This is a genomic window from Dietzia sp. 2505 (genome assembly GCF_040546785.1).
Taxonomy (GTDB): Bacteria; Actinomycetota; Actinomycetes; order Mycobacteriales; family Mycobacteriaceae; genus Dietzia.
This window is the reverse complement of sequence record NZ_JBEPON010000001.1, coordinates 178,492-202,749: the sequence shown is the minus strand read 5'-3', so window position 1 is coordinate 202,749 and position 24,258 is coordinate 178,492. Positions and strand designations below refer to the sequence as shown.

The window sequence follows — 24,258 nt, the reverse complement described above, 5'->3', positions numbered from 1 at the left end:
GGTGATCCGGTGGGGCGGGTCGGCGGCGTCAGCGCAGGGTGTCCTCGAGCATCCGGGGACGACACGCGATCCGGCCGACCACGCACATCACCGCGAGCACCCCCGTCAGGAAGGCGAGACCCCCGCCGAGACCCGGACCGGACAGGAGGAAACCGAAGACGAGGGGGCCGAGGCTCGCCGCCGTGTAGCCGACGCCCTGCGAGAACCCGGAGAGGGCGGCGGATCCGGCCTGGGTCCGCGTGCGGAGGTTGATGAGCGTCAGGCAGAGGGGGAACGTACTGGGTCCGACACCCAGCAGGCAGATCCACACCCACGGCGCGGCACCGGGCGCCCAGAGCAGGCCCGCGAAGCCGGCCAGGTAAGAGACCACCGAGACGACGACGACGGGGTACGGGTCCTCGAACCGGCCCGCCGCCCAGGGGACGACCAGAGCGGCGATGAGACCGATGGCCGAGTACACCGCCAGCGCGAGGCCCCCCTCGGCCCGGGTCATCCCGATCGACTCCGCCACGGCCGGGAGCCACGTGAAGAAGGCGTAGGTGCACAGGGAGTTGGTCCCGAAGAACAACGCCAGGGCGATCCCGACGGGCGAGCGCCACGGCCGGACCCGCTGTGCCGGGCCGGTCCCGCCGACGGCCCCGACGGCGGGGGGCCCGGCGGTGTCCGATCCGCCCCGCAGGATCTCGACGACCCAGGGCACCGCCGCGACGATCGCGAGAACCGCCCACCACCCTATGGAGACCCGCCACCCGGCGGCCTCCTCCACGGGGACCGCCACCAGCGCCGGCACGACCGTACCCAGTTGGAGTCCGGTGATGTACGCCATGCTCACGGCCGCGACGTGCCGGGGGAAGTACTTCTTGACCAGTGGCGGGGCCACCACGTTGCCGATGCCCATCCCGGCCAGTGCGACCAGGGATCCCACCCCCATCACCCACGGGTCGTGGGCGAGGGCACGGACGACCTGCCCGGCCGCGGCCGCCGTCATCGCCAGCACGGTCAGCAGTTCGAGTCCCATCCGACGCAGCACAATCGGGGTGAGGACGCCCCAGAGGGCGAACATCGCCGTGGGCACCATCCCGAGCAGTCCCATGCCCCCTGCGCCGAGGCCGATCTCGGCGTCGATGACCCCCAGCAGCGGACTCAGGGAGGTGACCGCGGTACGGAGGTTGAGCGAGACGAGGACGACGCCGAGCAGGGCCACCACGGGGAACGCCAGCGCGCCCGACGCGGAGCCCGCTCGCGAGGAGCGGCCGTTCATGCGTCCGGGTCGCCGATGAACTCCTCGACTGTCCGGGCCATGGCCTGCAGTCCGTCCATCGCCGCCGGTCGGGATCCGGGGTGCAGCGCGTGCACCGCAAGCCGGAACACCGCCGCGCGCAGCACCATCTGCCGCCAGTCGTCGAGGTGGCGCCACCGCGCGAGAACCCCGCTGTCGACGGTCCCCCACGAGAGGTGGTCGATCGCGACGACCGCCGCCGACCACGAGGCGGTTCGGGCGTAGGGGACGACGTCCGTCATCGCGGGTTCGTCCGACGCGTCGAACAGCAGGCCCCGCGCGAGATCGCCGTGCACCACCCCGCTACCCGCCACCGGGGCGACCGGTCGGCGGAGCCGGATGAGCCCTGTGGCCCCGAGAAGCGCGGCCGCGCGGTGCGTGGCGAAGGGGGTCCCGCTGTCCTCCATGCCGGGTCCGAGGTCGACTTCGGGGTCGCCGTCCCAGGCCGCGGTCTCGGCGATCGCGAACAGATCGGTCTCCGTCCACGGGCGGGCGGCCGGGCGACGGGTCAGACGGGGCCGGTCGACACCGGCCAGAGCGGCGTTGATCCTCGCCGACCAGGCGATGGTCTCGTCGGCGCGGGCCTCGGGGCGTCCGGACACCGCCCGATCGGCCCGCCACCCGCTGACCACGTGTCTCCCGTCGGTCGACCGCACCGGCAGGGCCACGCGTAGACCGGTGACGTCGAGTTCCTCCCGCACGCGGGCGGACCAGTTGGCCAGGGCCGTGTCCGCGACCGGACGGAAGACCACGGGGGTCCCCGGCGAGGCGACGAGCCAACCCGTCCCGGAACCGGCGACCACGGGTACGGCCGCGCCCTCCACCACGCCGAAGGCGCCGCGGACGTGGTCGGGGACGGTCACGTCGTTCACGTCGTTCACCGTACCCACCCCACGGGTCAGTACCCGGGCAGGGACGGGTCGACGTCGCGGGTCCAGGCCTCGATACCGCCCTCCAGCGACCGCACGCCGGCGAAACCCGCCCCGGTCAGCGTGGCCGCCGCGCGGGCCGAGCGCACCCCCGACTTGCAGTACACGACGATCGGCCCGCGGGCCGCGGCGCGCCCGAGGACCCCGGTCGGGTCGGTCGCCGCCTCGGCGACCGAGTCCAGCGGAACCCAGACCGAGGGGTCGATCATCGCGACGGCCCGCTCCCCGGCACCGCGGACGTCGACCAGGACGGGCGCGACGGAACCGGACGGCCCCGCCTCCGCCATCTCGGCGGCGAGGTCCACAGCAGAGACGGTGGGGACGTCGTCCACGTCGGCCGGTCGGACGGCGCAGGTCTCGTCGGCGCCCTCCGGCAGGGACGTCACCGGGGCACGGGACGGGTCCGGCCGGATGGTCACGGTCCGGTGGGTGGTCTCGAGGAGGTCCATCAACACGAGCCGACCGAGCAGTGGCCTGCCGGCCCCGGTGATCAGCTTGACCGCCTCCATCACCATCATCGAACCGACCGTGCCGCACAGTGCGCCCACCACGCCGGCCTCGGCGCAGCTCGGCACCGAACCGGGCGGCGGCGGGGCCGGGTAGAGGTCCCGGAGCGTGACGGGGTCGACGGGCGCGGGCGGACGCGACCAGAAGACGGCGAGCTGGGCCCGGAAGCGGTCGATGGTCCCCCAGACGACCGGGATCCCGGCGATCTCGCAGGCGTCGGAGACGAGGTACCGGGTGGCGAAGTTGTCGCTTCCGTCCAGCACCAGATCGTGGCCCTCGAGGAGGGCGTCGATGTTCACCGCGTCGAGCCGGGCGTGGACCGCCTCGACCCTGACCCCGGGGGCCAACTCGGCCAGTCGATCCCGGGCCGACTCGACCTTGGGGCGGCCTATGGCCGGTACGGAGTGGATCACCTGCCGTTGCAGGTTGCCGAGGTCCACCTCGTCGTCGTCGATCACGGTGATCCGCCCGACACCCGCCGCGGCGAGGTACATCAGGACCGGCGCGCCCAGTCCCCCCGCGCCCACCACGAACACCGACGCGGCGCGCAGGCGACGCTGCCCCTCGTCACCGATGGCACCGAGCAGGAGATGCCGGGAATAGCGCGCGCGCTCGTCGGCCGAGAGTTCCGGCACCGGGTCCACGAGCGGGGGGAGCGCCCCGGACACCCCGCCGGTCACGGGGTTCACCGGGCCACCGGCGGGCCGTCGGGGAACGGCCACGCGTTGTAGAGACAGGTGTCGTCGTTGTCCGGGACCACTCCCTCGTTGTCGAGCAGGAAGATCTCGTTGTTGGCCACCCCGAGGGTCTGTTGCATCATGATCGGCGCGAGCGCTCCGTCCGCGGGGCACGGCTCGTGGTCCGGGTAGCCGATCGCGTGGCCGACCTCGTGGTTGACGAGATACTGACGGTAGGACCCGATGTCCCCCTGGAAGGACCGCGCCCCACGGATCCACCGGGCCAGGTTGAGGTAGACCCTCTCGGTCGACGGGTTGTAGCAGCTGGTCTCGAGTTCGATCTCGTACCCGCAGTTCTCGCGGACCGTGAGGGGACTGGCGAGTGTCACCCGGAACGCCGGCTCGTCCCGGGCCGTGCGCTGGAACGCCACGGCCCCGTCCGCCGTCCAGCTCTTGGGATTGGCCAACGTCGCATCCACCATCCGGGCCACCGAGTCGTCGCCACCGAAGTCCGTCGTGTCGACGCCCTCCTCGATCTCCACGGTGTAGGTGAACTGCTCGGCGTCGGGGCGCCCGACACGATCCGTGCCCCCGGGCACGATCCGGAACAGGCCCTCGCCGGCCTCGGCGAACGGTCCCCCGTCCGGCAGCTCCCCGCTCGGGGGCACCTCGCCCCGGGGTGGCTCCCCCATGAGCGCCGGCGTCTCCTCCGCCTCGCCGACGGACGCGCCGTCGCCCGCCCCGGTACCCGCCACGGAGTCGGCGATCACGAGCGCCGTGAGCACGACCAGCACCGGGATCGCGTACGCCCGCCAGCCCCACGTGGTGAAGAACCGTCCGACGGGGCTCTGCTTGCGCAGGTGGTCCCTGGCCCCGGGGACCGAGCGGCGACGACCGGGCGTCGTCTCCTCCTCCGGATCCCACGGAGCCCGCAGCGGCTCACCATGGGGAGGGTAGTACGGAGAGCCGTCCCCGCGGTGTCCCGGAGCGTCGGCCCGCGAGGTGGACCCGACGTCGACACCGTCAGACGTCCGGCGACGGCCGTCGCTCATCCGCACACCTCCACGTCCGATCCGGTCAGGCCCGAGTCAAGGTCTCCACGATCCCACATCCCGAGGTGGTCGCCTTCTCCGGCACTCCGCCGGTACGGGTATTGTCCGTCTGGCCCGGTCGACCGTCGACCCGACGTCCGGGAGGACAGGAGCCAGACGATGACAAGCCCGGGCGGACCGTCCCCGACGGCTCCGGGGCGCGCCAGGGCGACCCGGCTGCCCCGTGGAGCCCGACGACGTCAGCTCCTCGACGCCGCGGGGACCGTGTTCGTGGACCAGGGGTTCCACGCCTCCGGGATGGACGACATCGCCGTCCTCGCCGGGGTCTCCAAACCCGTGCTGTACCAGCACTTCGATTCCAAACGCGACCTGTACATCGAGGTGCTGCGACATCACGTGGACGAGCTTCTCGGCCGCATCCGGGCAGCGCTCGACTCGACCTCCGACAACCGGCGTCGCGTCGAGGCGGCGGTGGACACCTTCTTCGCCTACGCCGATGCCGACACACGCGGCTTCCGGCTGGTGTTCACCTCCGAATCCGGCGACGACGAGGTCCGGCGCGAGCTCGACCGCGCCACCGACGGCTGCATCGACGCCGTACACGACCTGGTCAGGGGCGATTCCGGGCTCGACGCGCACCGGTCGCGTCTGCTCGCGGTGGGCCTCGTGGGTGCGAGCCGGGTGAGCGCCGGCCACTGGCTCGACGCGGGCCGACCGATCTCCCGCGCCGACGCCGTCTCCACGACCGTCACCCTGTGCTGGGGCGGGCTGTCGAAGATCCCTCGTCAGGGCGGGGACCGGCCCGCTCCGGAGTCCTAGGAGAGGAACCCCACCGCGCGCCGCGCCGACTCACCGATCTCGACGTAGGCGACCCGGTCGGTCGACACGAGATAGCGCCGGCCCTTCTCGTCGTCCAGCTCCAACACTGCCTTGCTCTCCGCGGTGAGAGCGGCCTCCACGCGGGCGTGCACGTCCTCCGGGTTCATCCCGGTCTTGAACACGAGCTCGCGATTGCTGTCGGCGATGCCGATCTTGACCTCCACGGTGCCTGCCCTTCTCATCGTCGGCGCATGCCACGCCGTCGTCGGTGATACGTGGGACCCAGGCTAGCCCGGACCCGGTGTCCCGCGGCGTCACGGGATAGGGTGGACCCACGTGGATCACACCCGCGCCCGGTCCGCTGGTCGGACCCCGCACCGATGATCCGCATGGAAATGTGCGCGCGCCCCGCTCGCCGAGGCCGTCCATCGGAAGGCCCGTCCTCCCGCGCGCGAGACGAGAAAGGCACCGCCCTGTCCACAACAGATGTGACCACCAGCGACGTCGACGGTATGGCCACGACGACCGCGGTCGTCGACGCCCCGTCCTCCGACTCCTCCCCCAGCTTCGCCGAACTCGGCGTCCGCCCCGAGATCGTCACCGCGCTCGGTGAGCGCGGCATCACCCACACATTCGCCATTCAGGAACTCACCCTCCCGCTGGCGCTGGCGGGGTCGGACCTCATCGGCCAGGCCCGCACGGGGATGGGCAAGACCTACGGCTTCGGCGTCCCCCTCCTGCACCGCATCTCGACGGGCGAGGTGACCCGGGAGCTCGACGGCACGCCACGGGCCCTCATCATCGTTCCCACCCGCGAGCTGTGCGTCCAGGTCACCCAGGACCTCAAGATCGCCGCCACCGGGCTCACCGCCCCAGGCGGATCGGGAACCCGGCCGCTTAAGGTGCTGGCCATCTACGGCGGAACCCCCTACGAGCAGCAGACCGACGCCCTGGAGAAGGGTGTCGACGTGGTGGTGGGGACACCCGGCCGGTTGCTCGACCTGGCCAACCAGTCGAAGCTGGTGCTCGGCAAGGTCGAGGTGCTGGTCCTCGATGAGGCCGACGAGATGCTCGACCTGGGCTTCCTGCCGGACATCGAGAAGCTGCTCCGGATGGTCCCGGAGCAACGGCAGACCATGCTCTTCTCGGCCACCATGCCGGGACCGATCATCACCCTGGCGCGGACGTTCCTCACCAAGCCCACGCACATCCGGGCGGAGGCCGCCGACTCCGGCGCCACGCACGAGAACACCACCCAGTTCGTCTACCGGGCGCACTCGATGGACAAGCCCGAGGTGGTCTCACGGATCCTGCAGGCCGACGGGCGCGGTGCCACGATGGTCTTCTGCCGCACCAAGCGCACGGCCCAGAAGCTCGCCGACGACCTGGCCGACCGGGGCTTCCGCGTGGGGGCTATCCACGGCGACCTGGGTCAGGGCGCACGCGAGAAGTCGCTCAAGGCGTTCCGCTCCGGGGAGGTCGACGTCCTCGTGGCGACCGATGTCGCGGCGCGCGGAATCGACGTCGACGACGTGACCCACGTCATCAACTACCAGTGCCCCGAGGACGAGAAGACCTACGTCCACCGGATCGGCCGAACCGGTCGGGCCGGCCGCAAGGGCGTCGCGGTCACCCTCGTGGACTGGGACGACCTGCCCCGCTGGGGACTCATCGACAAGGCGCTCGGCCTGGGGCACGGCGAGCCCGCCGAGACCTACTCGACCTCCCCCCATCTGCGCGCCGAACTCGGGATCCCCGAGGGCGCGGGGGGCCGGGTCGGGGCGGCGACGGGGACCGGCTCCGGCCGGCGACCGGCCGATCGAGATGCCCGGGGATCCGGACGCGGATCCGGCGCTCCCCGCCGTCGCCCCCGGACCGCGGAGTCCTCCCCCGGTTCGCAGTCCCCCGCAGCGGATGCCCCCGCCCCCGCGGCCTCCGACGCCGCCCCGGGCGGGGACGCCGGCGCGGGTACCGCGCCCCCCGCCGACGGCGCCCCGCGGCGTCGGCGTCGGCGACGTCGCCCCTCGTCGTCTTCCGACTCCACCGGTCGGGACTGACCCGACCCCCACCCCCTGGAAGACACGTGCGCACACTCAGGAGCGGGTCCGGACGTCGGCTGCCGTTGGTCGACGTCCCCCCCGAACGCCGGACGCGACGAGACCTGGCCACCGCCGCGGTGATCGCCGTCGTCATGGTGGTGACGGCGGTCGCCGTGCTGGCGTCCGGGAGCGCGACCGGGTCGGAGCTTCGTGCCGCGGACACCGAGCAGCCCGAGTACGGCCCGGCCACCGATCCCCCCACGTCGCTCCAACCGCTCTGGACGCACGGATCCGCCGGGACCGGCGCCCCGCTCACCACCAAGGGCAACCTCGTCACCGTCTCCCCGGACGGGGTGCTGGTCGGCCGGGACGCGGGTTCCGGGGAGGAGAGCTGGTCCTACACGCACGCGGGACGGTTCTGTGCCGGAACGTTCTACGCCGACCGGCTCGTCGCCGCGTTCGACGGCGCCTCCGGCTGCAGTGACGTGACGTCACTCGACCCGACCCGGCAGGAGTACGCGAGCACCAGACAGAGTGCGTATCCGGACTCGATGGAACTCACCGGCTCGTGGAAGCACGTCCTGGCGTTCAGCCCGGACCGCCTCGAGATCTGGCGCGACGACCTGGTCCGGACGGTCGAGTACGGGGCCGTGGAGGCGCCGCAGGAGGCCGGGATGCAGCCCCGCACCGGGTGCACCCTGGTGACCGCGGACCTCACCGACGAGCGCTTCGCCGTGACGGAGCGCTGCCCCGGGGAGGACTCCGTCAGGCTGACCATCTCGAAGACCGTCCCCGAGGACAATCGCGCCCCCGAGGAGATCGCCTCGGACCCGACCGGTGCCGACGGTCTGTGGATCATCGAGGTGACCGAGCAGGGGGTCCTGGCGCTCCGGAACCAGGGCCCCGACTGGACCGTCGAGTGGTTCACCTCCCCCACCGAGCATTCGACCGTGCTCGCTCTGGAAGGTGAGCCGGCCGTGCGGCCCTCCCCCGAATCCGTCTCCGGCGACAGTGCTCAGGTCAGGTGGTTCGACGGCCGTTCCACGCACGCCTTCGACGGGCCGTCCGGGAGATACTCGTGGACCCTGGGCGGATCGACGGGTCCCGGACTGACCGGTGGCTGGTCCGCCGACCCCGCGGCCCACGCGAGAGGCGAGTGGGTGCTCGTGCCGGTCGCCGACGGGTTCGCGCTCCTGGACCACGACACCGGGCGCGAGGTCCGTCGCCTCCCCGGGGAGGCGGCACCGGGGGCGGGCGTGACGGGGCTCGCCCAGATCGGCGACATCCTCTACGAACGCCACGGGGGAGAGATCCGCGCGTACAAGCTCGTCGCCTGACCCCCGGGACGGATCCGGGGACGTGTGCGCGGGGAGGGTCAGACGGCGTACCACTCAATCGCGTCCCTGCGGAACAGCGACACCAGCGCGACGGCGCAGACCACGGCGAGGATCAGTCCGGCGAGGTACTGGTCCGATCCCACCCCCACGTACCAGGCCACGAACAGCAACAACAACTCCGCGATCACCACGAGTCCCCGGCCCCACCTGCGACCCCGCAACAGTCCCACACCGGCCGCGAGAAGACCGCCCCCGAGAATCGCGAACCACACCGCGGTGCCGTAGCCACTGATGACGACGGTCTCCTCGCGATGGCCTCCGGCCGCGCGGATCGCGAGGGCCACCGCCACCCCGACGCCGATGAGGCCCTGCGCGGAGGAGATCCACCCGGCCAGCCGCACGGGCGTGGGGATCGCGGTGCGGGGATCGAGGCGATCCGGCGGGGGGCGGTGGTCGTCAGGTCGGCTCACGTTCACCTCCACAGACTATGTCGCGGTGACGGCCGGGCCCTCACCACCCTCGCGGACTGGACTCCGATTAACCCATTACCGCCTCTGGCGTGGGGTTTCGGTTCGATTTGACAACCGGGGTGACCTTTGCCACATCGCAGCGGGAGAGGGTTGACTTGTCATGGAATCGTGGCACGATCATTCGTAACAGCGCAGACGCACATTGTTTGCCTTGCCTTAACCGGGAGCTGCTCCTCGCGGAGCGAGCCTTCGGAACGGGTACACCCCCACCACATCACCGGATGTGACACAGCGCGTACGTCCGCGTGCCGATCCTCGCAGATCGGCGCGTCGGCGGCGTCTTCTCGTGTCCGGTTGACCCGATAACGGTCTCGTAACCGTAAGGAGTTCCCATGGACTGGCGCCACAAGGCCATCTGCCGCGACGAGGATCCCGAGCTGTTCTTCCCCGTCGGCAATTCCGGACCCGCCCTCGCGCAGATCGCCGAGGCGAAGATCGTCTGCAACCGTTGCCCCGTCACCTCCGAGTGCCTGGCCTGGGCCCTCGAGTCCGGTCAGGACGCGGGCGTCTGGGGCGGCATGAGCGAGGACGAGCGTCGCGCGCTCAAGCGTCGTCGCGCCCGCACCCGCACCGCGGTCTGATCACGTCGCCTGCTCGCCGCACCTGAGCACCACATTCTGGTGACCGCGATCCCACGGTACGCGGTCTGGTCGGCGACCTGCACGGACACCTGACCTCACGAGAACGACGAAGGCCGGTTCCCCTCCCACGTGGGAGGGGAGCCGGCCTTCGTCGTGACGGTCGATCGTCAACCGATGACGGCGATGAGGTCTCCGGCCTGGATGACGTCGCCGGGGGCGACGGCCACCTCGGTGACGGTGCCGGCCGTCTCGCACAACACCGGGATCTCCATCTTCATGGACTCGAGGAGCACGATCGTGTCGCCCTCGGCGACCTCGGTGCCGACGGCTGCGACGACCTCCATGACGTTCGCGACCATCTCGGCACGGACCTGTTCAGTCATTCGGATGTTCCTCTGCTTTCCTCACGCGGCGGCCCCCGGACTCCTCAATGCAACCACACGGGGGTTCTCATGGGAGACTTGTACACCGACGAAAGGAGGCGACCATGGGCAAGCGTGGCCGCAAGAGGCGGGATCGCCGCAAGAAGAACGCCAACCACGGCAAGCGTCCGAACAGCTGAGTCCGGACCATCAGAACCGAGTGAGGGGCGGGCACCGTGTCGGTGTCCGCCCCTCGCCTCGTCTGGCGGTGATGTCAGTGCGGGTCCCGCCGGTGGACGGTCGTGGTCCGGTGCACCACCGTCGTCCCGTCGGAATCGGTCGTGGTGACCGTGGTGCGCCGGATCTCCACCATGAGTCGTTCCCTCAGCCCCGACGGCGCCTTCTCGCAACACGAGCGGGACAATTTGGCCTTGAGCCGTCGCTCCGAGAGGAAGAGCTCCCGGCAGGGCGGACATCCGGCGAGATGATGCTCGAGCCTCGAACGACAGGCGTCGTCGCACTCGAGGTCCACCAGCAGGGACAGGTCGCGTCGGGCGGCCTCACAGTCGATCTGGTCGAGCCGCGGGTCGTGTTGCCTCGTCACTTCGCGCCCTCCGTCCTGTCACGACCGAAGCCACGCTCCGTCGCCACGTCCCGGAGCAGCTCGCGGAGCTGCTTGCGTCCTCTGTGGAGGCGCGACATCACGGTCCCCAGCGGGGTGTCCATGATCTCGGCGATCTCCTTGTACGGCAGGTCCTGGACGTCCGCGTAGTACACGGCCATCCGGAACTCCTCCGGAAGCTGGGCGAGCGCGGACCGGATCTCGTCGTCCGGCAGCAGTTCCATCGCCTCGACCTCCGCCGAGCGCAGGCCGGTGGAGGTGTGCTCCGCCGCCGCCGCCAACTGCCAGTCCGTGATCTCCTCGGTCGGGTACTGGGCGGGTTGGCGCTGCCGCTTGCGGTAGTGGTTGATGTACGCGTTGGTGAGGATGCGGTGCATCCAGGCCCGGAAGTTGGTCCCGGGCTTGAAGGAGTGGAAACCCGCGTACGCCTTCGCGTACGCCTCCTGCACCAGGTCCTCCGCATCGGCCGGGTTGCGGGTCATCCGCAGCGCGGCACCGTACAACTGATCGAGGAGCGGCATGGCCAACTCCTCGAACTGCTCGGCGCGTTGGTCGGACTCGTCGGGCTGCAACTCGGTCGGCAACCGGTACTCCTCACCTGTCGGTGACCCGGAGTCTATCCGCACGCCGGGGGCGTCGAGGACCGCGGTCCGCATCGCACCCTCCTCTCCCGATCCCGGGGACGGTCCCGGGTACCTGCTCTCCTCAACGCCGTCCACCGTCACGCTATTCCGGCCGACGCCGTCACTAGGCTGGGCAGGATGAGCCGCAAGCGCCCGGGACACGGGAGGTCCGACTCGGCGGCGACCCCCGCCCTCGCCGCCCTCCGGTCCGCCGGGGTCGACCACCGGGTGCACACCTACGACGCGGGAACAGGCGCGTTCGGCGACGAGGCCGCCCGCGTCATGGGCGAGCGACTCGGAGTCGACGCCGCCAGGGTGTTCAAGACCCTGGTGGTCTCCACCGCCCGTCCGCCGGCGGGTAGCCGGATCCCCCTGGCCGTCGCGGTCCTGCCGGTCACGGCGATGCTCGACCTCAAAGCGGCGGCCGCCGCGCTGTCCTGCGGAAAGGCCTCGCTCGCTCCCGTCGACGTCGCGGAGAAGGCCACCGGGTACGTGGTCGGCGGAGTGTCCCCCCTCGGGCAGAAGAGACGGCTGGCGACCGTGGTCGACAGCTCCGCGTGGGATCACCCCACGATCCTGTGCAGCGCCGGCCGGCGGGGATGGGAGATCGAACTGGCACCCGCGGACCTCGTCGGCCTCACGGGAGCCACGGCGGCCTCGATCGCCGCCCGGTGACGGCCTGCTAGAAGAGCATCCCGGCGGTCGGGTCCACCGGCCGGACCAGTTCCGGACCCTCGTTCCGGACGTGGGAGACCGCGCGTGAGACCGGCCTGATCTCCACCGATTCGGCCCACTGCCCCAGATCGCCGCCCGCGCCGTCGACCAGGGCCCTCGGGTCACCGATCACGGAGGGATCGAGCCAGTCGGAGACCGCGGACGGGTGCACCACGAGCGGCATGCGGTCGTGGACCCGGCGCAACGGTCCGAGTGCCTCGGTGGTGAGGATCGAGCACGACAACTGCGTGACGGTGTAGTGGGGGTCACGCCGGGCCTCCCACAGCCCCGCCATGAGCAGCCCCTCGTCGCCGGGAATGCTCATGTGGAACGGCTGCTTGGGGCCCGCCCTGCCGCCGGGCGTCGCCGGCTGCCCCGGGACCCACTCGTACCACCCGTCCATCGGGACCACGCAGTGGCGCCGCGCGACGGCGGTACGGAAGGAGGGCTTCTCGAACGCGGTCTCGACCCGCGCGTTGAACAGGGTGGGCAGCCTGCCCGGGTCCCTGGCCCAGGAGGGCACCAGGCCCCAGCGCATCGCACGCAGGATCCGTCGGGGGCCGGCGGGATCGTCGAGGCGTTCGCGCGGGGTGTCCAGGACGAGGGCGGGGATGGTGGTGGTGGGCGCGATGTTGAACCTCGGGGAGACCGGGCCCTGGTCGGGCCACAACCCCGGCGGCGGCGAGGACGCCTCGTCGACGGCATCGAGCTCCACGGCGAGTCGCGCGGGATCCGAGGAGAGGGAGAACCGTCCACACATGCGGTCCATCCTCCCACCCGGACCGGGTGGGATCGGGACCGATGCGCGACAATGACCTGGTGAGTCATTGGAACGCCCCCGTCGCCGGCACGCCCGTGGGTGCCGTCGTCCCGGTACCCGGGTCCAAGTCGCTGACCAACCGAGCCCTGGTCCTGGCCGCGCTGGCCGACGCCCCCGCCCGGCTGAGCGGGACGTTGCGCAGCCGGGACACCGACCTGATGATCGGGGCGCTCACCGCGCTCGGCACCCGGATCGAGGGCCCCACGGGGCCGCTCGCGCCGGTCGACACCGAGCTGGTCGTCACGCCGGGGAGCCTGCACGGGGCGGACGTGGAGTGCGGCCTGGCGGGGACGGTCATGCGGTTCGTGCCACCGGTGGCCGCACTCGCCACCGGCACCTCGACGTTCGACGGCGACCCGGCCGCGCGGGTGCGACCCCAGGCCACGGTCCTGGACGCGCTCCGTGCACTGGGCGCCGACGTCACCGGGGACAGCCTCCCGTTCTCCGTCGCCGGGACGGGCTCCCTTCGGGGTGGCCGCGTCGAGATGGACGCCTCCGCCTCGTCGCAGTTCGTCTCCGGCCTCCTGCTCTCCGCTGCCCGCTTCGACGAAGGGGTGGAGCTGATCCACGTGGGCGGGGCCGCTGTCCCGTCCGGCCCGCACATCGAGATGACACTGGCGATGCTGCGGGAGTCCGGGGTGGCCGTCGAGCACCCCACCGCGTCATCCTGGCACGTGGCACCGGGGCCGATCTCGGCCGTCGACCGCGTGGTGGAACCCGATCTGTCCAACGCGACCCCGTTCCTGGCCGCGGCCGCCGTCACCGGCGGGTCCGTCCGCGTCCCCCGCTGGCCGGTCTCCACCACGCAACCCGGGGACGCCATCCGCGGGATCCTGGAGGACATGGGCGCGTCCGTCACGCTCGAGACCGCCGACGGGGCCGAGCACGGAACCCTCGTCGTTGTCGGGCCCGACCGCCTCTCCCCCGTCGAGGCGGACCTGTCCGCCGTCGGTGAACTGACCCCCACGATCGCCGCACTGTGCGCGCTCGCCGACGGCCCGTCACGGTTGACCGGGATCGCGCACCTGCGCGGGCACGAGACCGATCGTCTCGCCGCCCTCGCCGCCGAACTCGGTGCGGTGGGTTGCGGTGTCACGGAGCTCGACGACGGCCTCGAGATCATCCCGGGCCCCCTGCGTGGTGCCCCGTGGCGCGCCTACGCCGACCACCGCATGGCGACCGCGGGCGCGATCATCGGCCTCGTGGTGCCGGGGGTCGAGGTGGACGACATCGACACCACCGCCAAGACGATGCCGGGTTTCACCTCGATGTGGACCGCCATGCTCGCCGGGCGGGCGATGTAGGGCCATGGCCACCAGGCGGGGCGGGAGCGGGGCGCGCGGCTGGGACGAGTCCGACATCCGGATCCGGCCGGGCAAGGGGTCGAGACCCCGCACCAAGCGCAGGCCCAGCCACTCCGACGCCGCGTCCGCGATGGTCGTGAGCGTCGACCGCGGACGCTGGGGATGTGTGCTGCTGGACGACGGCCCGGAGCACGTGGCCGGGACCCGGATCGTCACCATGCGGGCCCGGGAGCTGGGCCGCACGCCGATCGTCGTGGGCGACCACGTCGGCGTGGTGGGAGACCTCACCGGCACCCGGGACACCCTGTCGAGGATCGTCCGGGTCGAGGAGCGGAGCACGGTCCTGCGCCGGACCGCCGACGACTCCGACCCGTACGAGCGGGTGGTGGTGGCGAACGCCGAACTGCTGCTGGTCGTGGTCGCGGTCGCGGACCCCCCGCCGCGCGCCGGCTTCGTCGCCCGCGCGCTCGTGGCGGCCTACACCGGCGGACTCGAGCCGGTCCTCTGCCTGACCAAGGGGGATCTCGACGACCCGTCGGTCTTCGCCGCCGAGTTCGAGGCGCTCGACGTCCCCGTGCTCCGGACGGGGATCGACGACGACCTCGCCGCGCTGCACGAACGGATCGACGGTCGGATCTCCGCCATGATCGGCCACTCGGGCGTCGGCAAGTCCACGCTCGTCAACCGCTTGATCCCCGACGCCCACCGGGCGACCGGCGTGGTCTCCGGGGTCGGCAAGGGCCGACACACCTCGACCCAGTCGGTCGCCCTCGAACTGGGTACCGGGGGCTGGGTGGTGGACACCCCGGGGATCCGCAGCTTCGGCCTCGCGCACGTCTCACCCGACGACGTGGTGGCCTCGTTCTCCGACCTGGACGAGATCGTGCAGGACTGCCCCCGGGGCTGTACCCACCAGGGCCCGCCGGCGGACCCGGAGTGCAGGTTCGACGCCGTCACCGACCCCGCCGTACACCGGCGCGCCCTGGCCGTCCGCGAGCTCCTCGGCGTCCTGCAGTCCAACGACGCGTGGGCGCTGGGGACCGACCAGGACTGACGGTCCGCCGCGGTCAGAGCTTGAGCTCGACGTCTCCCAACGCCACCGAGATGCAGGTCTGGATCCGTTCGCCGGGGCCGTGGTCGGTGCCGTTGCGCAGGTCGCGGACATGCCCCTCGTCGAGTCCCACGACGCAGGTCTGGCAGATCCCCATCCGGCAGCCGAACGGCATCTGCACGCCCACCTGCTCGCCGCCCTCGAGGATGGTGGTGGCGCCGTCCAGCTCCACGGTCTTGCCGGTCGACCCGAACGTGACGGTCCCGCCCGAGGCCCCGGCGTCCCGGTTGACCGTGAAGCGCTCCACGTGGAGGTCGTCGCGGCCGGTGGCGTCGAAGTGCTCGTCGAGCTCGTCGAGCATCGCGTTGGGCCCGCACGCCCAGGTCGGCCGCTCCGACCAGTCGGGGACGAGGGCGGACATCTGGCGGGAGTCGATGCGTCCCTCCTCGCTGGTGACCCGCAGGTGCAGGACGTACCCGGGCTGGGTTTTCTCGAGGGCGCGCAGCTCCTCCAGGAACAGTGCGTCCTCCCTCTCGCGCACCGAGTGCACGTGGACGACGTCGGGGAACGGCTCGGTGACCGAACGACGGTCCAACGAGCGGAGCATGCCCATGACCGGGGTGATGCCGGATCCGGCCGTGACGAACATCAGCTTGGGCGGGGTCGGCGTGGGCAGGTGGAAATCCCCCGCCGGAGCGGCGAGGCGGACGATGGTGCCGGGCTCGACGGTGCCGACGATGTGGTTGCTGAGCAACCCCTCGGGCAGGGCCTTGACGGTGACCGAGTACTCACCCCGACCGGTGGTCGGAGCCGAGGTCAGGGAGTAGGAACGCCAGGTCCAGCGGCCGTCGAGGAGGACGCCGATACCCAGGTACTGTCCCGGCTGGTAGTGCGGGGTCGCGCCCCACCCGGGCTTGATGACGAGGGTGACGGTGTCCTCCGCCTCACGACGCACCGTGACCACCTCTCCACGCAGCTCCCGGGAGGACCACAACGGGTAGATGAGGGAGGAGTAGTCGTCCATCCGCAGCGGGTGTGTGAGGCGGTTGAGGAAGCGATGCGCGGCCCGCGGTTCGGGAACCCTCGCGGCCGCTGCCCGCAGTACACGGTTGAGTCCACTGGTCGACTCGGTCACTGGTGCCTCCTTGGAGCCGGGGACCGCGCGACCCGAGGAGCGGGCCGACGGTGCCGGAGATGAGAACCTACGGTAGCGAAGGTTAGCGTCTGACGGATACCGCACGGGCGTGATCCCGGTAACCGGGCCGGCCCTCCGGGGCTCTCAGAGCAGATTCAACAGGAACGGCAGTTCGGCCGCGTCGTACCAGGCGAGATCGAGATCGAGAGCGTCCCCCACGGTGAGTTCCGCGTCCTCGTCACCCAGGTCGGCGCGATCCACGGCCGCGACCGCGGCCTCGACGGCACCGGCCGCGCCCGCCAGGTCCACATGGACGGCCGCGACCTCGTCCATCGCCACGGTCCCCCTCGTCAGGCGGACGACCGCGGTGTCCAGGTCGGGCCGGGGCTGGGCGTCGGCGTCGGGGACGTCCACACTCACCACCACGCGGCGGTACGGGTGCGCCTCGTGCACGGCGCCGGAGTCGATCTCACCGCCGAGCAGCCGGAGCGAGGCGCGGGCGGCCTCGAGGAACGCCACGTGCTCGATCTCCTCGGTGTCCCCCTGGGCATACGACTCGACGAGCGCGGGGGTCGCGGCGAACGCGGTCGCGCTGCGCACGGGCATCTCTCCGCCGTCGAGCAGGGTCTCCAGCATCGCGAGCGTGGCAGGGATGAACAGACGCATGGTGGTGCCTTCCTCGGGTGGGCGGGGCCGGTCGGCGGTCAGTACCGGTCGGGCGGTACCGGTCAGCGGGCGGTACCGGTGAGCTCGTCGAGTGCCGACGAGATGAGCTCGCCGATCTCCTCCACGTCCGGAACCGCCTGACGATCCGCCGTGAATCCGCAGTAGACGATCCCCGAGTAGCTGCTCATCGACACGGCCAGCGCCTGACCGTCGAGCAGCGCGGGGACGGGGTAGACCTCGGCGAGCTCGCCGTCGCCCCAGAACATCTTGTGTTGCGGTCCGGGCGCGTTGGTGACGACCAGGTCGTAACTGTCCGACGGCAACATGATCGCCGCCCGGGAACCCAGCGCGTGCAGGGTGGGCGGGGCGAATCCGGAGAGGCGGGCCAACGACTTGGCGCCGACGGCCTGCCTGGGGTGGCGCTGGGTGGCCGTCTCCCTGGAGATCTGCGCGAGCCGCATCCGGGGATTGGGCTCACCCACCGGCATCCCGATGAGGGCGGAGGCGATCTCCGCGGAGGTGGCCTCGGCGGAGGCCTCGGAGCCCTCGACCGGACCGGCCTCCGACGAGACGGCCATCGGCACGATCGCCCGGAGGGTGTCGGCCGTCGAGAGGGGGTGGCCGCAGGACAGAATCCACGAACGCAGTGCCCCGCACAGGACGGCCAGGACCACGTCGTTGACCTTGCACCCGTGCTCCCTGGCGATCGCCCGCGCCCGGTCCAGGGGGAACGAGGCCAGTCCCACGCGGCTACCGCGGGGTCGGGAGGTCCGGAACATCTCCGCCAGCCCCCCGGGCGGACGCAGGACCGTCAGACTCGCGGCCCCGACCAGACCACGGCTCGCCCGCTCCACCGCGTTGACCAGTCGTGCGGAGCGCCGGACCAACTCCAACGGGTCCGTGGCGATGGTGATGAGCGCGTCCAGGACGAGCACGCCGTCGCCCGGCGAGGGCACGGGGGTCCAGGTGGCCACCTCGTCCACGTCCGCGGACGCCCTCTCGTCGGTCATGAGCACCTGCGCGAGATCCACGGCGTTGGGGCCGCCCAGGAGGACGTGATGGGTCTTGGTGAGCACCGCCAGCCGTCCGTCGGCGAGTCCCTCGATGAGGTAGAGCTCCCACAGCGGTCGGCCGGGCTCGAGCGGGCGGTCGACCAGCCTGGCCACCAGATCGGCGAGCTGCCGCACACCCCCGGGCGCCGGCAGGGCGGACCTGCGGACGTGGAAGCTCAGGTCGAAGTCCGGATCGTCGACCCAGACCGCCCGCGCGAGCCCGAACGGGACGTACCGGATGCGCTGGCGGAACCTGGGGGCGTCGGCGAGTCTGGCGTCCACGAACTCCATGACGCGGTCGATGTCCCATGGATCGTCGCGGGAGACGAGCGCGAGGGAACACGAGTGCCGACTCCGCGATCGGGTGGCGTCCCCGAGGAGCAGGTCCGCGTCCGCCGTCGCCAGCCTGGTCGCCACGGGTCAGACCGCCTCGTCCAGCCCGAGCAGCCCCCGGATCTCCACGGCCGCCCGGTCGAACACCTGGTAGAACACGCCGATCATGCCGGTCTGGACGGCGCCCAGGACGTTCTCGATGGCGTCGTCGACCATCACGCACTCGCGGGGCTCCAGCTCGAGCCGTCGCGCCGCCTCGAGGAACGCCTCGGGATCGGGCTTCTCCACGCCGGTCCGGCCGCTGAGCACCACGTGATCGATCCCGTACGCGCGGGCGTCCTCACGCACCCGATCGGCCCCCGGCCCCTCGGGCTCGTTGCTGAGGACCGCCAGGCGCACGTCGTTGGCACGCGCACCGAGGAGGATCTCCCGCCAGCTCTCGCGGTCCTCATCCGTGCCGTCCAGCACCCCGAAGTAGTCGACAATCAGTCCTCGCATGGGGACAGCCTAGGCAACGCCCGTCGACGGTGCAGGAGCGGAGCCGGAACCGACCGCACCTGCCCGCGCGTCGAACACCATAGAAGAACGCGAGACCGGCCCGGTCCGCGCCGGAGGGAGCAGGAGAACACATGGCCCCGACACCCGTGTCATCGCCGTCGACGGGCCGATCCGCGCCCTCCCGGGAGGCCTCGTCCGACGAGTGCAGGGTCAGACCACTCCCCTCGACCGAACCCGGCTCCGCTGCCCGACGGCACGACCGGACGAGCCCGCCGGTCGCGGATTCGGTGGCGGTGCCGGTGCCTGTGCCGGACCCCGAGTGCGCGGTACCGGTCCCGGCGAGGCGGGCGGCCCACGCCCTGGTGATCATGGCCCTCGAGGTCGTCGACCGGAAGCGGGCCCCACACCACACCCGGGGCGCGTTCCCACCCCACCTCGTCGAGATGCTCAGGACTCTGGCCCGCGGAGGGGTCCCGGGACGGCATCTCGGTCCCGCGCGGGTCCACCGCCTCCACATCCACGCCGCCGACCCCGGGGCCCCCGGCGGCGGGATCGCTCCCGGGTCCCGGGGAGGTGGCGGTGGCAGTGGCAGTGGCACTGCCAGTGCCGACTACGAGGTGTGCGCCACGTACGCCCGCGGGCCGCGACTGTTCGCCGTCGCGGCCCGCATCAGGGTCACCGATACCGGGGCGACCTGCACGGCCCTCCGGTTGGTCTAGCCTCGTTCTGGTCTGACCTCGTTCAGCTCTTGCGCCCCCGGGCCGCGGCCTTGGCGGCCCGCTCGCGTCGTTCGAGCCGGTCCTGACGTTCCTGGGAGCGACGCTCGGCACGGTTCGCCGGGACGCCCTCGTCGACGAGCTGGGCCTCCCCCGTCTCCGAGGGGCCCGAGAACTGCATCTGGTCGTCGGTGACGTCGCGACCGGTGCCCGCTGCCTGCAGGATCGGATTGGCGCCCGCGAGAGACGCGGCCTGCGCCGCGGAGGGGGCGGCCAGCGTCTTCTGCTGGGGGCTGGCCTCGACCTTGACGTTGAACAGGAACGCGACGGTCTCCTCGCGTACCCCGTCCATCATGGCCGCGAACATGTCGTAGCCCTCACGCTGGTACTCGACCAGGGGGTCGCGCTGGGCCATGGCCCGCAGCCCGATGCCCTCCTTGAGGTAGTCCATCTCGTAGAGGTGCTCTCGCCACTTACGGTCCAGGACCTGGAGCATGATCGAGCGCTCCAGCTGGCGCATGGCGCCATCGCCGCCGATGCCCTCGATCTCGGACTCACGCTCGTCGTATCGGGCGAAGACGTCGTCGAGGATGGCGTCCTTGAGGTTCTTGGCCGACAGGTCACCCGCCGCCCCGTACTCGTCGCCGTCGATGATCGACTGCGCGGTGATCGAGACCGGGTACAGCTGCCCCAGGGCGTCCCACAGCTTGTCCAGGTCCCAGTCCTCGACGTAGCCCTCGGCGGCGGCACCGTCGACGTAGGCACTGACCACCTGGTAGATCATCGACTCGACCTGGTCGGTGATGTCCTCGCCCTCGAGGATCCGCTTGCGCTCGCCGTAGATCACGGTGCGCTGCTGGTTCATCACCTCGTCGTACTTGAGGACGTCCTTGCGGATCTCGAAGTTCTGCGACTCGACCTGGGTCTGCGCGTTCTTGACGGCTCGCGAGACCATCCCGGCCTCGATCGGCACGTCGTCGGGCAGGCTCAACCGGTTCATGATCGCCTCGACGGCCGCACCGTTGAAACGGCGCATGAGCTCGTCACCCAGCGAGAGGTAGAACCGGGACTCACCCGGGTCGCCCTGGCGACCCGAACGACCACGCAGCTGGTTGTCGATGCGCCGCGAGTCGTGGCGCTCGGTCCCCAGCACGTAGAGACCGCCGGCCTCGCGGACGCGCTCGGCCTCCTGCTTGCTGAGCTTGCGCATGCGCTCGATCTCGGCGTCCCACGCCTCCTCGTACTCCTCCGGGGTGTCCACGGGGTTGAGCCCGCGCTCACGGAGGTTGAGGTCGGCGATGATGTCCGGGTTGCCACCGAGCACGATGTCCGTACCACGGCCGGCCATGTTGGTCGCCACAGTGACCGCGCCCGGGCGGCCGGCCTGGGCGATGATCTGGGCCTCCGAGGCGTGGAACTTGGCGTTGAGCACGTGGTGCTTGATGCCCTTGCGGGTGAGCAGCTTGGACAGGTGCTCACTACGCTCGACGGACGCGGTGCCCACGAGGACCGGCTGCTTCTTCTCGACGCGCTCGGCGATGTCCTCCACGACCGCGGTGAACTTCGACTCCTCGGTCTTGTAGATGAGGTCGGCCTGGTCCTCGCGCGCCATCGGCCGGTTGGTCGGGATCGGCATGACCTCGAGCTTGTAGATCGAGTAGAGCTCGGCTGCCTCGGTCTCGGCCGTACCGGTCATCCCGGCCAGCTTCTCGTAGAGGCGGAAGTAGTTCTGCAGGGTGATGGTGGCCAGGGTCTGGTTCTCGGCCTTGATCTCCACCCGCTCCTTGGCCTCGATGGCCTGGTGCATGCCCTCGTTGTAGCGGCGTCCGTCGAGCACGCGCCCCGTGAACTCGTCGACGATGATCACGTCGCCGTCGCGGACGATGTAGTCCTTGTCCTTGGTGAACAGCTCCTTGGCCTTGATGGAGTTGTTCAGGTAGCTCACCAGTGGTGAGTTGGCCGCCTCGTAGAGGTTGTCGATCCCGAGCTGGTCCTCCACGAACTCGACGCCCGGCTCGGTCACGCCGATCGTGCGCTTCTTGCGGTCGACCTCGTAGTGCGTGCCCTCCTCGAGCAGCGGCGCGATGCGGGCGAACTCCGCGTACCACTTGCTCGATCCGTCGGCCGGGCCCGAGATGATGAGCGGGGTCCGCGCCTCGTCGATCAGGATCGAGTCGACCTCGTCGACGATCGCGTAGTGGTGGCCCCGCTGGACCAGCTCCGCGGTGTCGTGCGCCATGTTGTCGCGGAGGTAGTCGAAGCCGAACTCGTTGTTGGTGCCGTAGGTGATGTCGGCGGAGTAGGACTCCCGGCGCTGCGCCGGGGTCATGCCACCGAGGATCGCGCCCACGGACAGTCCGAGGAACCGGTGCACGCGGCCCATCCACTCCGCGTCGCGCTTGGCCAGGTAGTCGTTGACCGTCACCACGTGCACGCCCTGACCCGACAGCGCGTTGAGGTACGCGGGGAGCACACAGGTCAGGGTCTTGCCCTCACCGGTCTTCATCTCCGCCACGGCTCCGGTGTGCAGCACGATGGCGCCGACGATCTGCACCTTGTACGGCCGCTGTCCGAGGACCCGGTAGGCGGCCTCGCGGGCCACCGCGAACGCCTCCGGGAGCAGGTCGTCCAGCGTCTCACCCTCAGCCAACCGGGCCTTGAACTCGTCGGTCTTGGCGCGGAGCTCGTCGTCGCTCAGCTTCTCCGTCTGGTCGGACAGAGTATCCACGTACTCGGCGAGAGCGCTGTACCGCTTGAGCTTTCGACCTTCGCCGGCTCGGAGCAGCTTGGAAAGGATGGACACAGTCTCGAACGTCCTCGTGGTCGGGTTGATCGGGAAATCTGGCTACCTGCGCGGGGGCCACACGGGCCCTCGGTTCATCCTAGGTGCTGTCGGCCGCGGATACACGCCGAGGGCGGCCCGGTCCATGCGGACCGGGCCGCCCCCGGGGCGTGTGGGCTGCGACCGTCAGGCCTCGTCACTCAGCGTGATGAGTCCGTAGTCGAACGCGTGCCGCCGGTAGACGACGGTGGCGTTGCCGGACTCGGCGTCCCGGAAGAGGTAGAAGTCGTGTCCCACGAGCTCCATCTTCTCCAGGGCCTCGTCGACCGTCATCGGGGTGCCGTCGTGCTCCTTGCGGCGCACGATCTGGCCGGGGAGCTGGTCGTCGACCCCGTCCGCGTACTCGTCCATGACATCCGCCGGTGCGGCCTCGGGCGCGAGCTCCGCGGTGGCCTCGGCGACGGACTGCGGTCGACGGTGCCCGGAGTGGCTGATCTTCCGGCGGGTACGTGCCTTGCGCATCTGCCGCTCGAGCTTGGCGACCGCCGACTCCAGGGCGGCGTAGAAGGTGTCCTCCGCGGCCTCGGCGCGGGCGACACCCGGCTTGCCCTTGAGGGTGATCTCGATCCGCTGGCTGGCCTTGGCCAGGCGTGGGTTCTTCTCGTGCAGGAGGACCACGTCGAACCGGGTGATCGCGGGCGAGATCTTCTCGATCTTCGCGAGCTTGGTGTGGATCCGGGTCGCGAAGTGGTCGGGGACCTCGACGTTCCGGCCCTTGATGGTCACCTGCGCATCAGGGGCACCGGGGTCGTCGGTCGACGGACCGTCGAAGGTGGCGGGGTCGAGCAGGACTGCGGGGGTCTTCGCCATCGAAGCTCCTCCTCATCGGGCCTGCGGCGGGCCTCTGCGACCGACCCGGTTACCGCCCGGGACCCCGGTCGAGGGGCACACCCACATGGCTGAGTGGACACTCTCCGGACGGGGTAACCACCGGACAAATCCAGTGAAAGTGCTGGTGAACCCCGTCCGAACCCAACGATACCCGGTCGTCTGGGCAGCGGACCGTAGTCGCGGCAAGTCGTCGCCGAACTCACCCTCGGGCAGCCCCGGACCTCACGCGGCGGTGACCCCGAGTACCCCGTCGACCCGCAGCCCGCCCTCTGCCAACACCCCCACACACGCGGCGGCGGTGGTCCCCGTGGTGACCACGTCGTCCACCAGCAGGACCGTCGCCGGGGTCGCGATCAACTCCTCGACCGTCGACGGGGCCCCGGGCGTGGCCCGTATCGGGGTGCCCTGCGGCCGCCGACGGATCCGGCCCGACAGATTGTCCGCCCTCGCCCGCGCGCCCAGTCCGGCGGCGTCGCGGACCCTGCCCCGGACCTCGAGCACCGGGGCCACGGCCACCGGCCCGCCCGGCACGGACCCCGCCAGCTCGGCGGCGAGGACGTCCACCAACCCGCGGACGTGGTCGAACCCACGTCGGCGACGAGCCCGCGCGGACGCCGGTGCCGGGACGAGCACCGTCGGGCGTTCGGACGCCTCCGCTATCTCACCCGCCGCTCTCAGCGCATCGACCCCGGCGGCGAGCGCGGCACCGATCGGGGAGGCGAGGTCGGGACGACCGCGGTCCTTGTAGGCCGACACCGCGCGGGCCGCGGGACCGGCGTGCCGGGCGAGCGCCCACACGGGCACACCGAGATCCGCGCGGGTCCGCACGTGCAGTGGGCCCGCCGCCAGGGTCGACGCACACCGTGGGCACCACCGCTCCCGCGCGCACCCGCACCCCGCGCACTCGAGGGGGATCACGAGATCCGCCAGGGCCGCGGC

The 24,258-nt window shown here is 71.3% G+C and carries 26 protein-coding genes; 9 read left to right on the top strand and 17 right to left on the bottom strand.

The window, feature by feature from the left end:
- Positions 1-28: 28 nt before the first annotated feature.
- Genes ABIE38_RS00940 through ABIE38_RS00925 form a run of 4 tightly spaced genes read right to left on the bottom strand, consistent with a single transcriptional unit; the run spans position 29 to position 4,444 of the window.
- Positions 29-1,261 (bottom strand): MFS transporter, encoded by a 1,233-nt coding sequence (locus ABIE38_RS00940; RefSeq protein ID WP_354053585.1) that lies wholly within the window; start codon positions 1,259-1,261, stop codon positions 29-31.
- Positions 1,258-2,151, bottom strand: a complete 894-nt coding sequence (locus ABIE38_RS00935) for a TIGR02569 family protein (RefSeq protein ID WP_354053584.1) — start codon at positions 2,149-2,151, stop codon at positions 1,258-1,260. Before ABIE38_RS00935 ends, ABIE38_RS00940 begins: the two co-directional genes overlap by 4 nt.
- Positions 2,152-2,177: 26 nt before the next feature.
- Positions 2,178-3,404, bottom strand: a complete 1,227-nt coding sequence (gene moeB, locus ABIE38_RS00930) for a molybdopterin-synthase adenylyltransferase MoeB (RefSeq protein WP_354053583.1) — start codon at positions 3,402-3,404, stop codon at positions 2,178-2,180.
- Positions 3,401-4,444: a DUF3152 domain-containing protein gene (locus tag ABIE38_RS00925; protein ID WP_354053582.1), complete on the bottom strand. Its 1,044-nt coding sequence runs from the start codon at positions 4,442-4,444 to the stop codon at positions 3,401-3,403. Before ABIE38_RS00925 ends, moeB begins: the two co-directional genes overlap by 4 nt.
- A gap of 159 nt (positions 4,445-4,603) precedes the next feature.
- On the opposite strand from ABIE38_RS00925, the gene ABIE38_RS00920 reads away from it, so the two are divergent.
- Positions 4,604-5,263 (top strand): TetR/AcrR family transcriptional regulator, encoded by a 660-nt coding sequence (locus ABIE38_RS00920; RefSeq protein WP_354053581.1) that lies wholly within the window; start codon positions 4,604-4,606, stop codon positions 5,261-5,263.
- Here the strand turns inward: ABIE38_RS00920 and ABIE38_RS00915 are convergent.
- Positions 5,260-5,487: a DUF3107 domain-containing protein gene (locus tag ABIE38_RS00915; RefSeq protein ID WP_107748545.1), complete on the bottom strand. Its 228-nt coding sequence runs from the start codon at positions 5,485-5,487 to the stop codon at positions 5,260-5,262. The two genes, ABIE38_RS00920 and ABIE38_RS00915, sit on opposite strands and share 4 nt — an antisense overlap.
- 288 nt (positions 5,488-5,775) lie before the next feature.
- On the opposite strand from ABIE38_RS00915, the gene ABIE38_RS00910 reads away from it, so the two are divergent.
- Together ABIE38_RS00910 and ABIE38_RS00905 are read left to right on the top strand one after the other, a co-directional pair.
- Positions 5,776-7,320, top strand: a complete 1,545-nt coding sequence (locus ABIE38_RS00910; RefSeq protein WP_354054060.1) for a DEAD/DEAH box helicase — start codon at positions 5,776-5,778, stop codon at positions 7,318-7,320.
- Between the two features lie 26 nt (positions 7,321-7,346).
- Positions 7,347-8,639, top strand: coding sequence for an Rv3212 family protein (locus ABIE38_RS00905; protein ID WP_354053580.1), 1,293 nt, complete (start codon positions 7,347-7,349; stop codon positions 8,637-8,639).
- Positions 8,640-8,677: 38 nt separating this feature from the next.
- On the opposite strand, the gene ABIE38_RS00900 is transcribed toward ABIE38_RS00905, so the two are convergent.
- On the bottom strand, positions 8,678-9,109 hold the full coding sequence (locus ABIE38_RS00900) for a hypothetical protein (protein WP_338404193.1): 432 nt from the start codon (positions 9,107-9,109) through the stop codon (positions 8,678-8,680).
- 392 nt (positions 9,110-9,501) lie between these two features.
- Here ABIE38_RS00900 and ABIE38_RS00895 point away from each other — a divergent pair, with 392 nt between their 5' ends.
- Complete coding sequence (locus ABIE38_RS00895; RefSeq protein ID WP_179524794.1) at positions 9,502-9,750, top strand: WhiB family transcriptional regulator; 249 nt, start codon at positions 9,502-9,504, stop codon at positions 9,748-9,750.
- 167 nt (positions 9,751-9,917) lie between these two features.
- Here ABIE38_RS00895 and ABIE38_RS00890 read toward each other — a convergent pair whose 3' ends face one another.
- Positions 9,918-10,133, bottom strand: coding sequence for a biotin/lipoyl-binding carrier protein (locus tag ABIE38_RS00890; RefSeq protein WP_017836613.1), 216 nt, complete (start codon positions 10,131-10,133; stop codon positions 9,918-9,920).
- Between the two features lie 104 nt (positions 10,134-10,237).
- Between ABIE38_RS00890 and ABIE38_RS18085 the strand changes: the two genes are divergently transcribed.
- The gene (locus ABIE38_RS18085; RefSeq protein WP_370650909.1) at positions 10,238-10,312 is read left to right on the top strand and encodes a 50S ribosomal protein bL37; all 75 of its coding nucleotides are present in this window, start codon (positions 10,238-10,240) and stop codon (positions 10,310-10,312) included.
- 74 nt (positions 10,313-10,386) lie between these two features.
- On the opposite strand, the gene ABIE38_RS00885 is transcribed toward ABIE38_RS18085, so the two are convergent.
- Complete coding sequence (locus tag ABIE38_RS00885; RefSeq protein WP_354053579.1) at positions 10,387-10,716, bottom strand: zf-HC2 domain-containing protein; 330 nt, start codon at positions 10,714-10,716, stop codon at positions 10,387-10,389.
- Positions 10,713-11,390, bottom strand: a complete 678-nt coding sequence (locus ABIE38_RS00880) for a sigma-70 family RNA polymerase sigma factor (protein ID WP_354053578.1) — start codon at positions 11,388-11,390, stop codon at positions 10,713-10,715. The genes ABIE38_RS00885 and ABIE38_RS00880 overlap by 4 nt, the downstream gene beginning before the upstream one ends.
- Positions 11,391-11,495: 105 nt before the next feature.
- Between ABIE38_RS00880 and ABIE38_RS00875 the strand changes: the two genes are divergently transcribed.
- The gene (locus tag ABIE38_RS00875; protein WP_354053577.1) at positions 11,496-12,032 is read left to right on the top strand and encodes an aminoacyl-tRNA deacylase; all 537 of its coding nucleotides are present in this window, start codon (positions 11,496-11,498) and stop codon (positions 12,030-12,032) included.
- 7 nt (positions 12,033-12,039) lie between these two features.
- On the opposite strand, the gene ABIE38_RS00870 is transcribed toward ABIE38_RS00875, so the two are convergent.
- A complete protein-coding gene (locus ABIE38_RS00870; protein ID WP_354053576.1) occupies positions 12,040-12,840 on the bottom strand; it encodes an SOS response-associated peptidase in 801 nt (266 codons plus the stop codon).
- 32 nt (positions 12,841-12,872) lie between these two features.
- On the opposite strand from ABIE38_RS00870, the gene aroA reads away from it, so the two are divergent.
- Positions 12,873-14,195 (top strand): 3-phosphoshikimate 1-carboxyvinyltransferase, encoded by a 1,323-nt coding sequence (aroA, locus tag ABIE38_RS00865; protein WP_354053575.1) that lies wholly within the window; start codon positions 12,873-12,875, stop codon positions 14,193-14,195.
- A gap of 4 nt (positions 14,196-14,199) precedes the next feature.
- A complete protein-coding gene (rsgA, locus tag ABIE38_RS00860) occupies positions 14,200-15,249 on the top strand; it encodes a ribosome small subunit-dependent GTPase A (protein ID WP_354053574.1) in 1,050 nt (349 codons plus the stop codon).
- Positions 15,250-15,262: 13 nt separating this feature from the next.
- Here the strand turns inward: rsgA and ABIE38_RS00855 are convergent, their stop codons facing one another.
- The 4 genes from ABIE38_RS00855 to ABIE38_RS00840 form a co-directional block, all read right to left on the bottom strand.
- The gene (locus tag ABIE38_RS00855) at positions 15,263-16,381 is read right to left on the bottom strand and encodes a ferredoxin reductase (protein ID WP_179524788.1); all 1,119 of its coding nucleotides are present in this window, start codon (positions 16,379-16,381) and stop codon (positions 15,263-15,265) included.
- A gap of 144 nt (positions 16,382-16,525) precedes the next feature.
- The gene (locus ABIE38_RS00850) at positions 16,526-17,047 is read right to left on the bottom strand and encodes a DUF6912 family protein (RefSeq protein ID WP_354053573.1); all 522 of its coding nucleotides are present in this window, start codon (positions 17,045-17,047) and stop codon (positions 16,526-16,528) included.
- A gap of 62 nt (positions 17,048-17,109) precedes the next feature.
- On the bottom strand, positions 17,110-18,516 hold the full coding sequence (locus ABIE38_RS00845) for a wax ester/triacylglycerol synthase family O-acyltransferase (RefSeq protein WP_354053572.1): 1,407 nt from the start codon (positions 18,514-18,516) through the stop codon (positions 17,110-17,112).
- Between the two features lie 3 nt (positions 18,517-18,519).
- Positions 18,520-18,930: an HAD family hydrolase gene (locus ABIE38_RS00840; protein WP_179524785.1), complete on the bottom strand. Its 411-nt coding sequence runs from the start codon at positions 18,928-18,930 to the stop codon at positions 18,520-18,522.
- Between the two features lie 131 nt (positions 18,931-19,061).
- On the opposite strand from ABIE38_RS00840, the gene ABIE38_RS00835 reads away from it, so the two are divergent.
- A complete protein-coding gene (locus tag ABIE38_RS00835; protein WP_354053571.1) occupies positions 19,062-19,649 on the top strand; it encodes a hypothetical protein in 588 nt (195 codons plus the stop codon).
- Positions 19,650-19,671: 22 nt separating this feature from the next.
- Here the strand turns inward: ABIE38_RS00835 and secA are convergent, their stop codons facing one another.
- The 3 genes from secA to ABIE38_RS00820 form a co-directional block, all read right to left on the bottom strand.
- Positions 19,672-22,449 (bottom strand): preprotein translocase subunit SecA, encoded by a 2,778-nt coding sequence (gene secA / locus ABIE38_RS00830; protein WP_354053570.1) that lies wholly within the window; start codon positions 22,447-22,449, stop codon positions 19,672-19,674.
- 165 nt (positions 22,450-22,614) lie between these two features.
- A complete protein-coding gene (gene hpf / locus ABIE38_RS00825; protein WP_354053569.1) occupies positions 22,615-23,298 on the bottom strand; it encodes a ribosome hibernation-promoting factor, HPF/YfiA family in 684 nt (227 codons plus the stop codon).
- Between the two features lie 243 nt (positions 23,299-23,541).
- The gene (locus ABIE38_RS00820) at positions 23,542-24,237 is read right to left on the bottom strand and encodes a ComF family protein (RefSeq protein ID WP_354053568.1); all 696 of its coding nucleotides are present in this window, start codon (positions 24,235-24,237) and stop codon (positions 23,542-23,544) included.
- Positions 24,238-24,258: the final 21 nt, after the last annotated feature.

Coding starts and splice junctions, on each gene's coding strand:
- ABIE38_RS00940 (WP_354053585.1), bottom strand. CDS start 1,261: ATGAACGGCCGCTCCTCGCGAGCGGGCTCCGCGTCGGGCGCGCTGGCG.
- ABIE38_RS00925 (WP_354053582.1), bottom strand. CDS start 4,444: ATGAGCGACGGCCGTCGCCGGACGTCTGACGGTGTCGACGTCGGGTCC.
- ABIE38_RS00920 (WP_354053581.1), top strand. CDS start 4,604: ATGACAAGCCCGGGCGGACCGTCCCCGACGGCTCCGGGGCGCGCCAGG.
- ABIE38_RS00910 (WP_354054060.1), top strand. CDS start 5,776: ATGGCCACGACGACCGCGGTCGTCGACGCCCCGTCCTCCGACTCCTCC.
- ABIE38_RS00895 (WP_179524794.1), top strand. CDS start 9,502: ATGGACTGGCGCCACAAGGCCATCTGCCGCGACGAGGATCCCGAGCTG.
- ABIE38_RS00890 (WP_017836613.1), bottom strand. CDS start 10,133: ATGACTGAACAGGTCCGTGCCGAGATGGTCGCGAACGTCATGGAGGTC.
- ABIE38_RS00880 (WP_354053578.1), bottom strand. CDS start 11,390: ATGCGGACCGCGGTCCTCGACGCCCCCGGCGTGCGGATAGACTCCGGG.
- ABIE38_RS00875 (WP_354053577.1), top strand. CDS start 11,496: ATGAGCCGCAAGCGCCCGGGACACGGGAGGTCCGACTCGGCGGCGACC.
- ABIE38_RS00870 (WP_354053576.1), bottom strand. CDS start 12,840: ATGGACCGCATGTGTGGACGGTTCTCCCTCTCCTCGGATCCCGCGCGA.
- aroA (WP_354053575.1), top strand. CDS start 12,873: ATGCGCGACAATGACCTGGTGAGTCATTGGAACGCCCCCGTCGCCGGC.
- rsgA (WP_354053574.1), top strand. CDS start 14,200: ATGGCCACCAGGCGGGGCGGGAGCGGGGCGCGCGGCTGGGACGAGTCC.
- ABIE38_RS00850 (WP_354053573.1), bottom strand. CDS start 17,047: ATGCGTCTGTTCATCCCTGCCACGCTCGCGATGCTGGAGACCCTGCTC.
- ABIE38_RS00840 (WP_179524785.1), bottom strand. CDS start 18,930: ATGCGAGGACTGATTGTCGACTACTTCGGGGTGCTGGACGGCACGGAT.
- ABIE38_RS00835 (WP_354053571.1), top strand. CDS start 19,062: ATGGCCCCGACACCCGTGTCATCGCCGTCGACGGGCCGATCCGCGCCC.
- hpf (WP_354053569.1), bottom strand. CDS start 23,298: ATGGCGAAGACCCCCGCAGTCCTGCTCGACCCCGCCACCTTCGACGGT.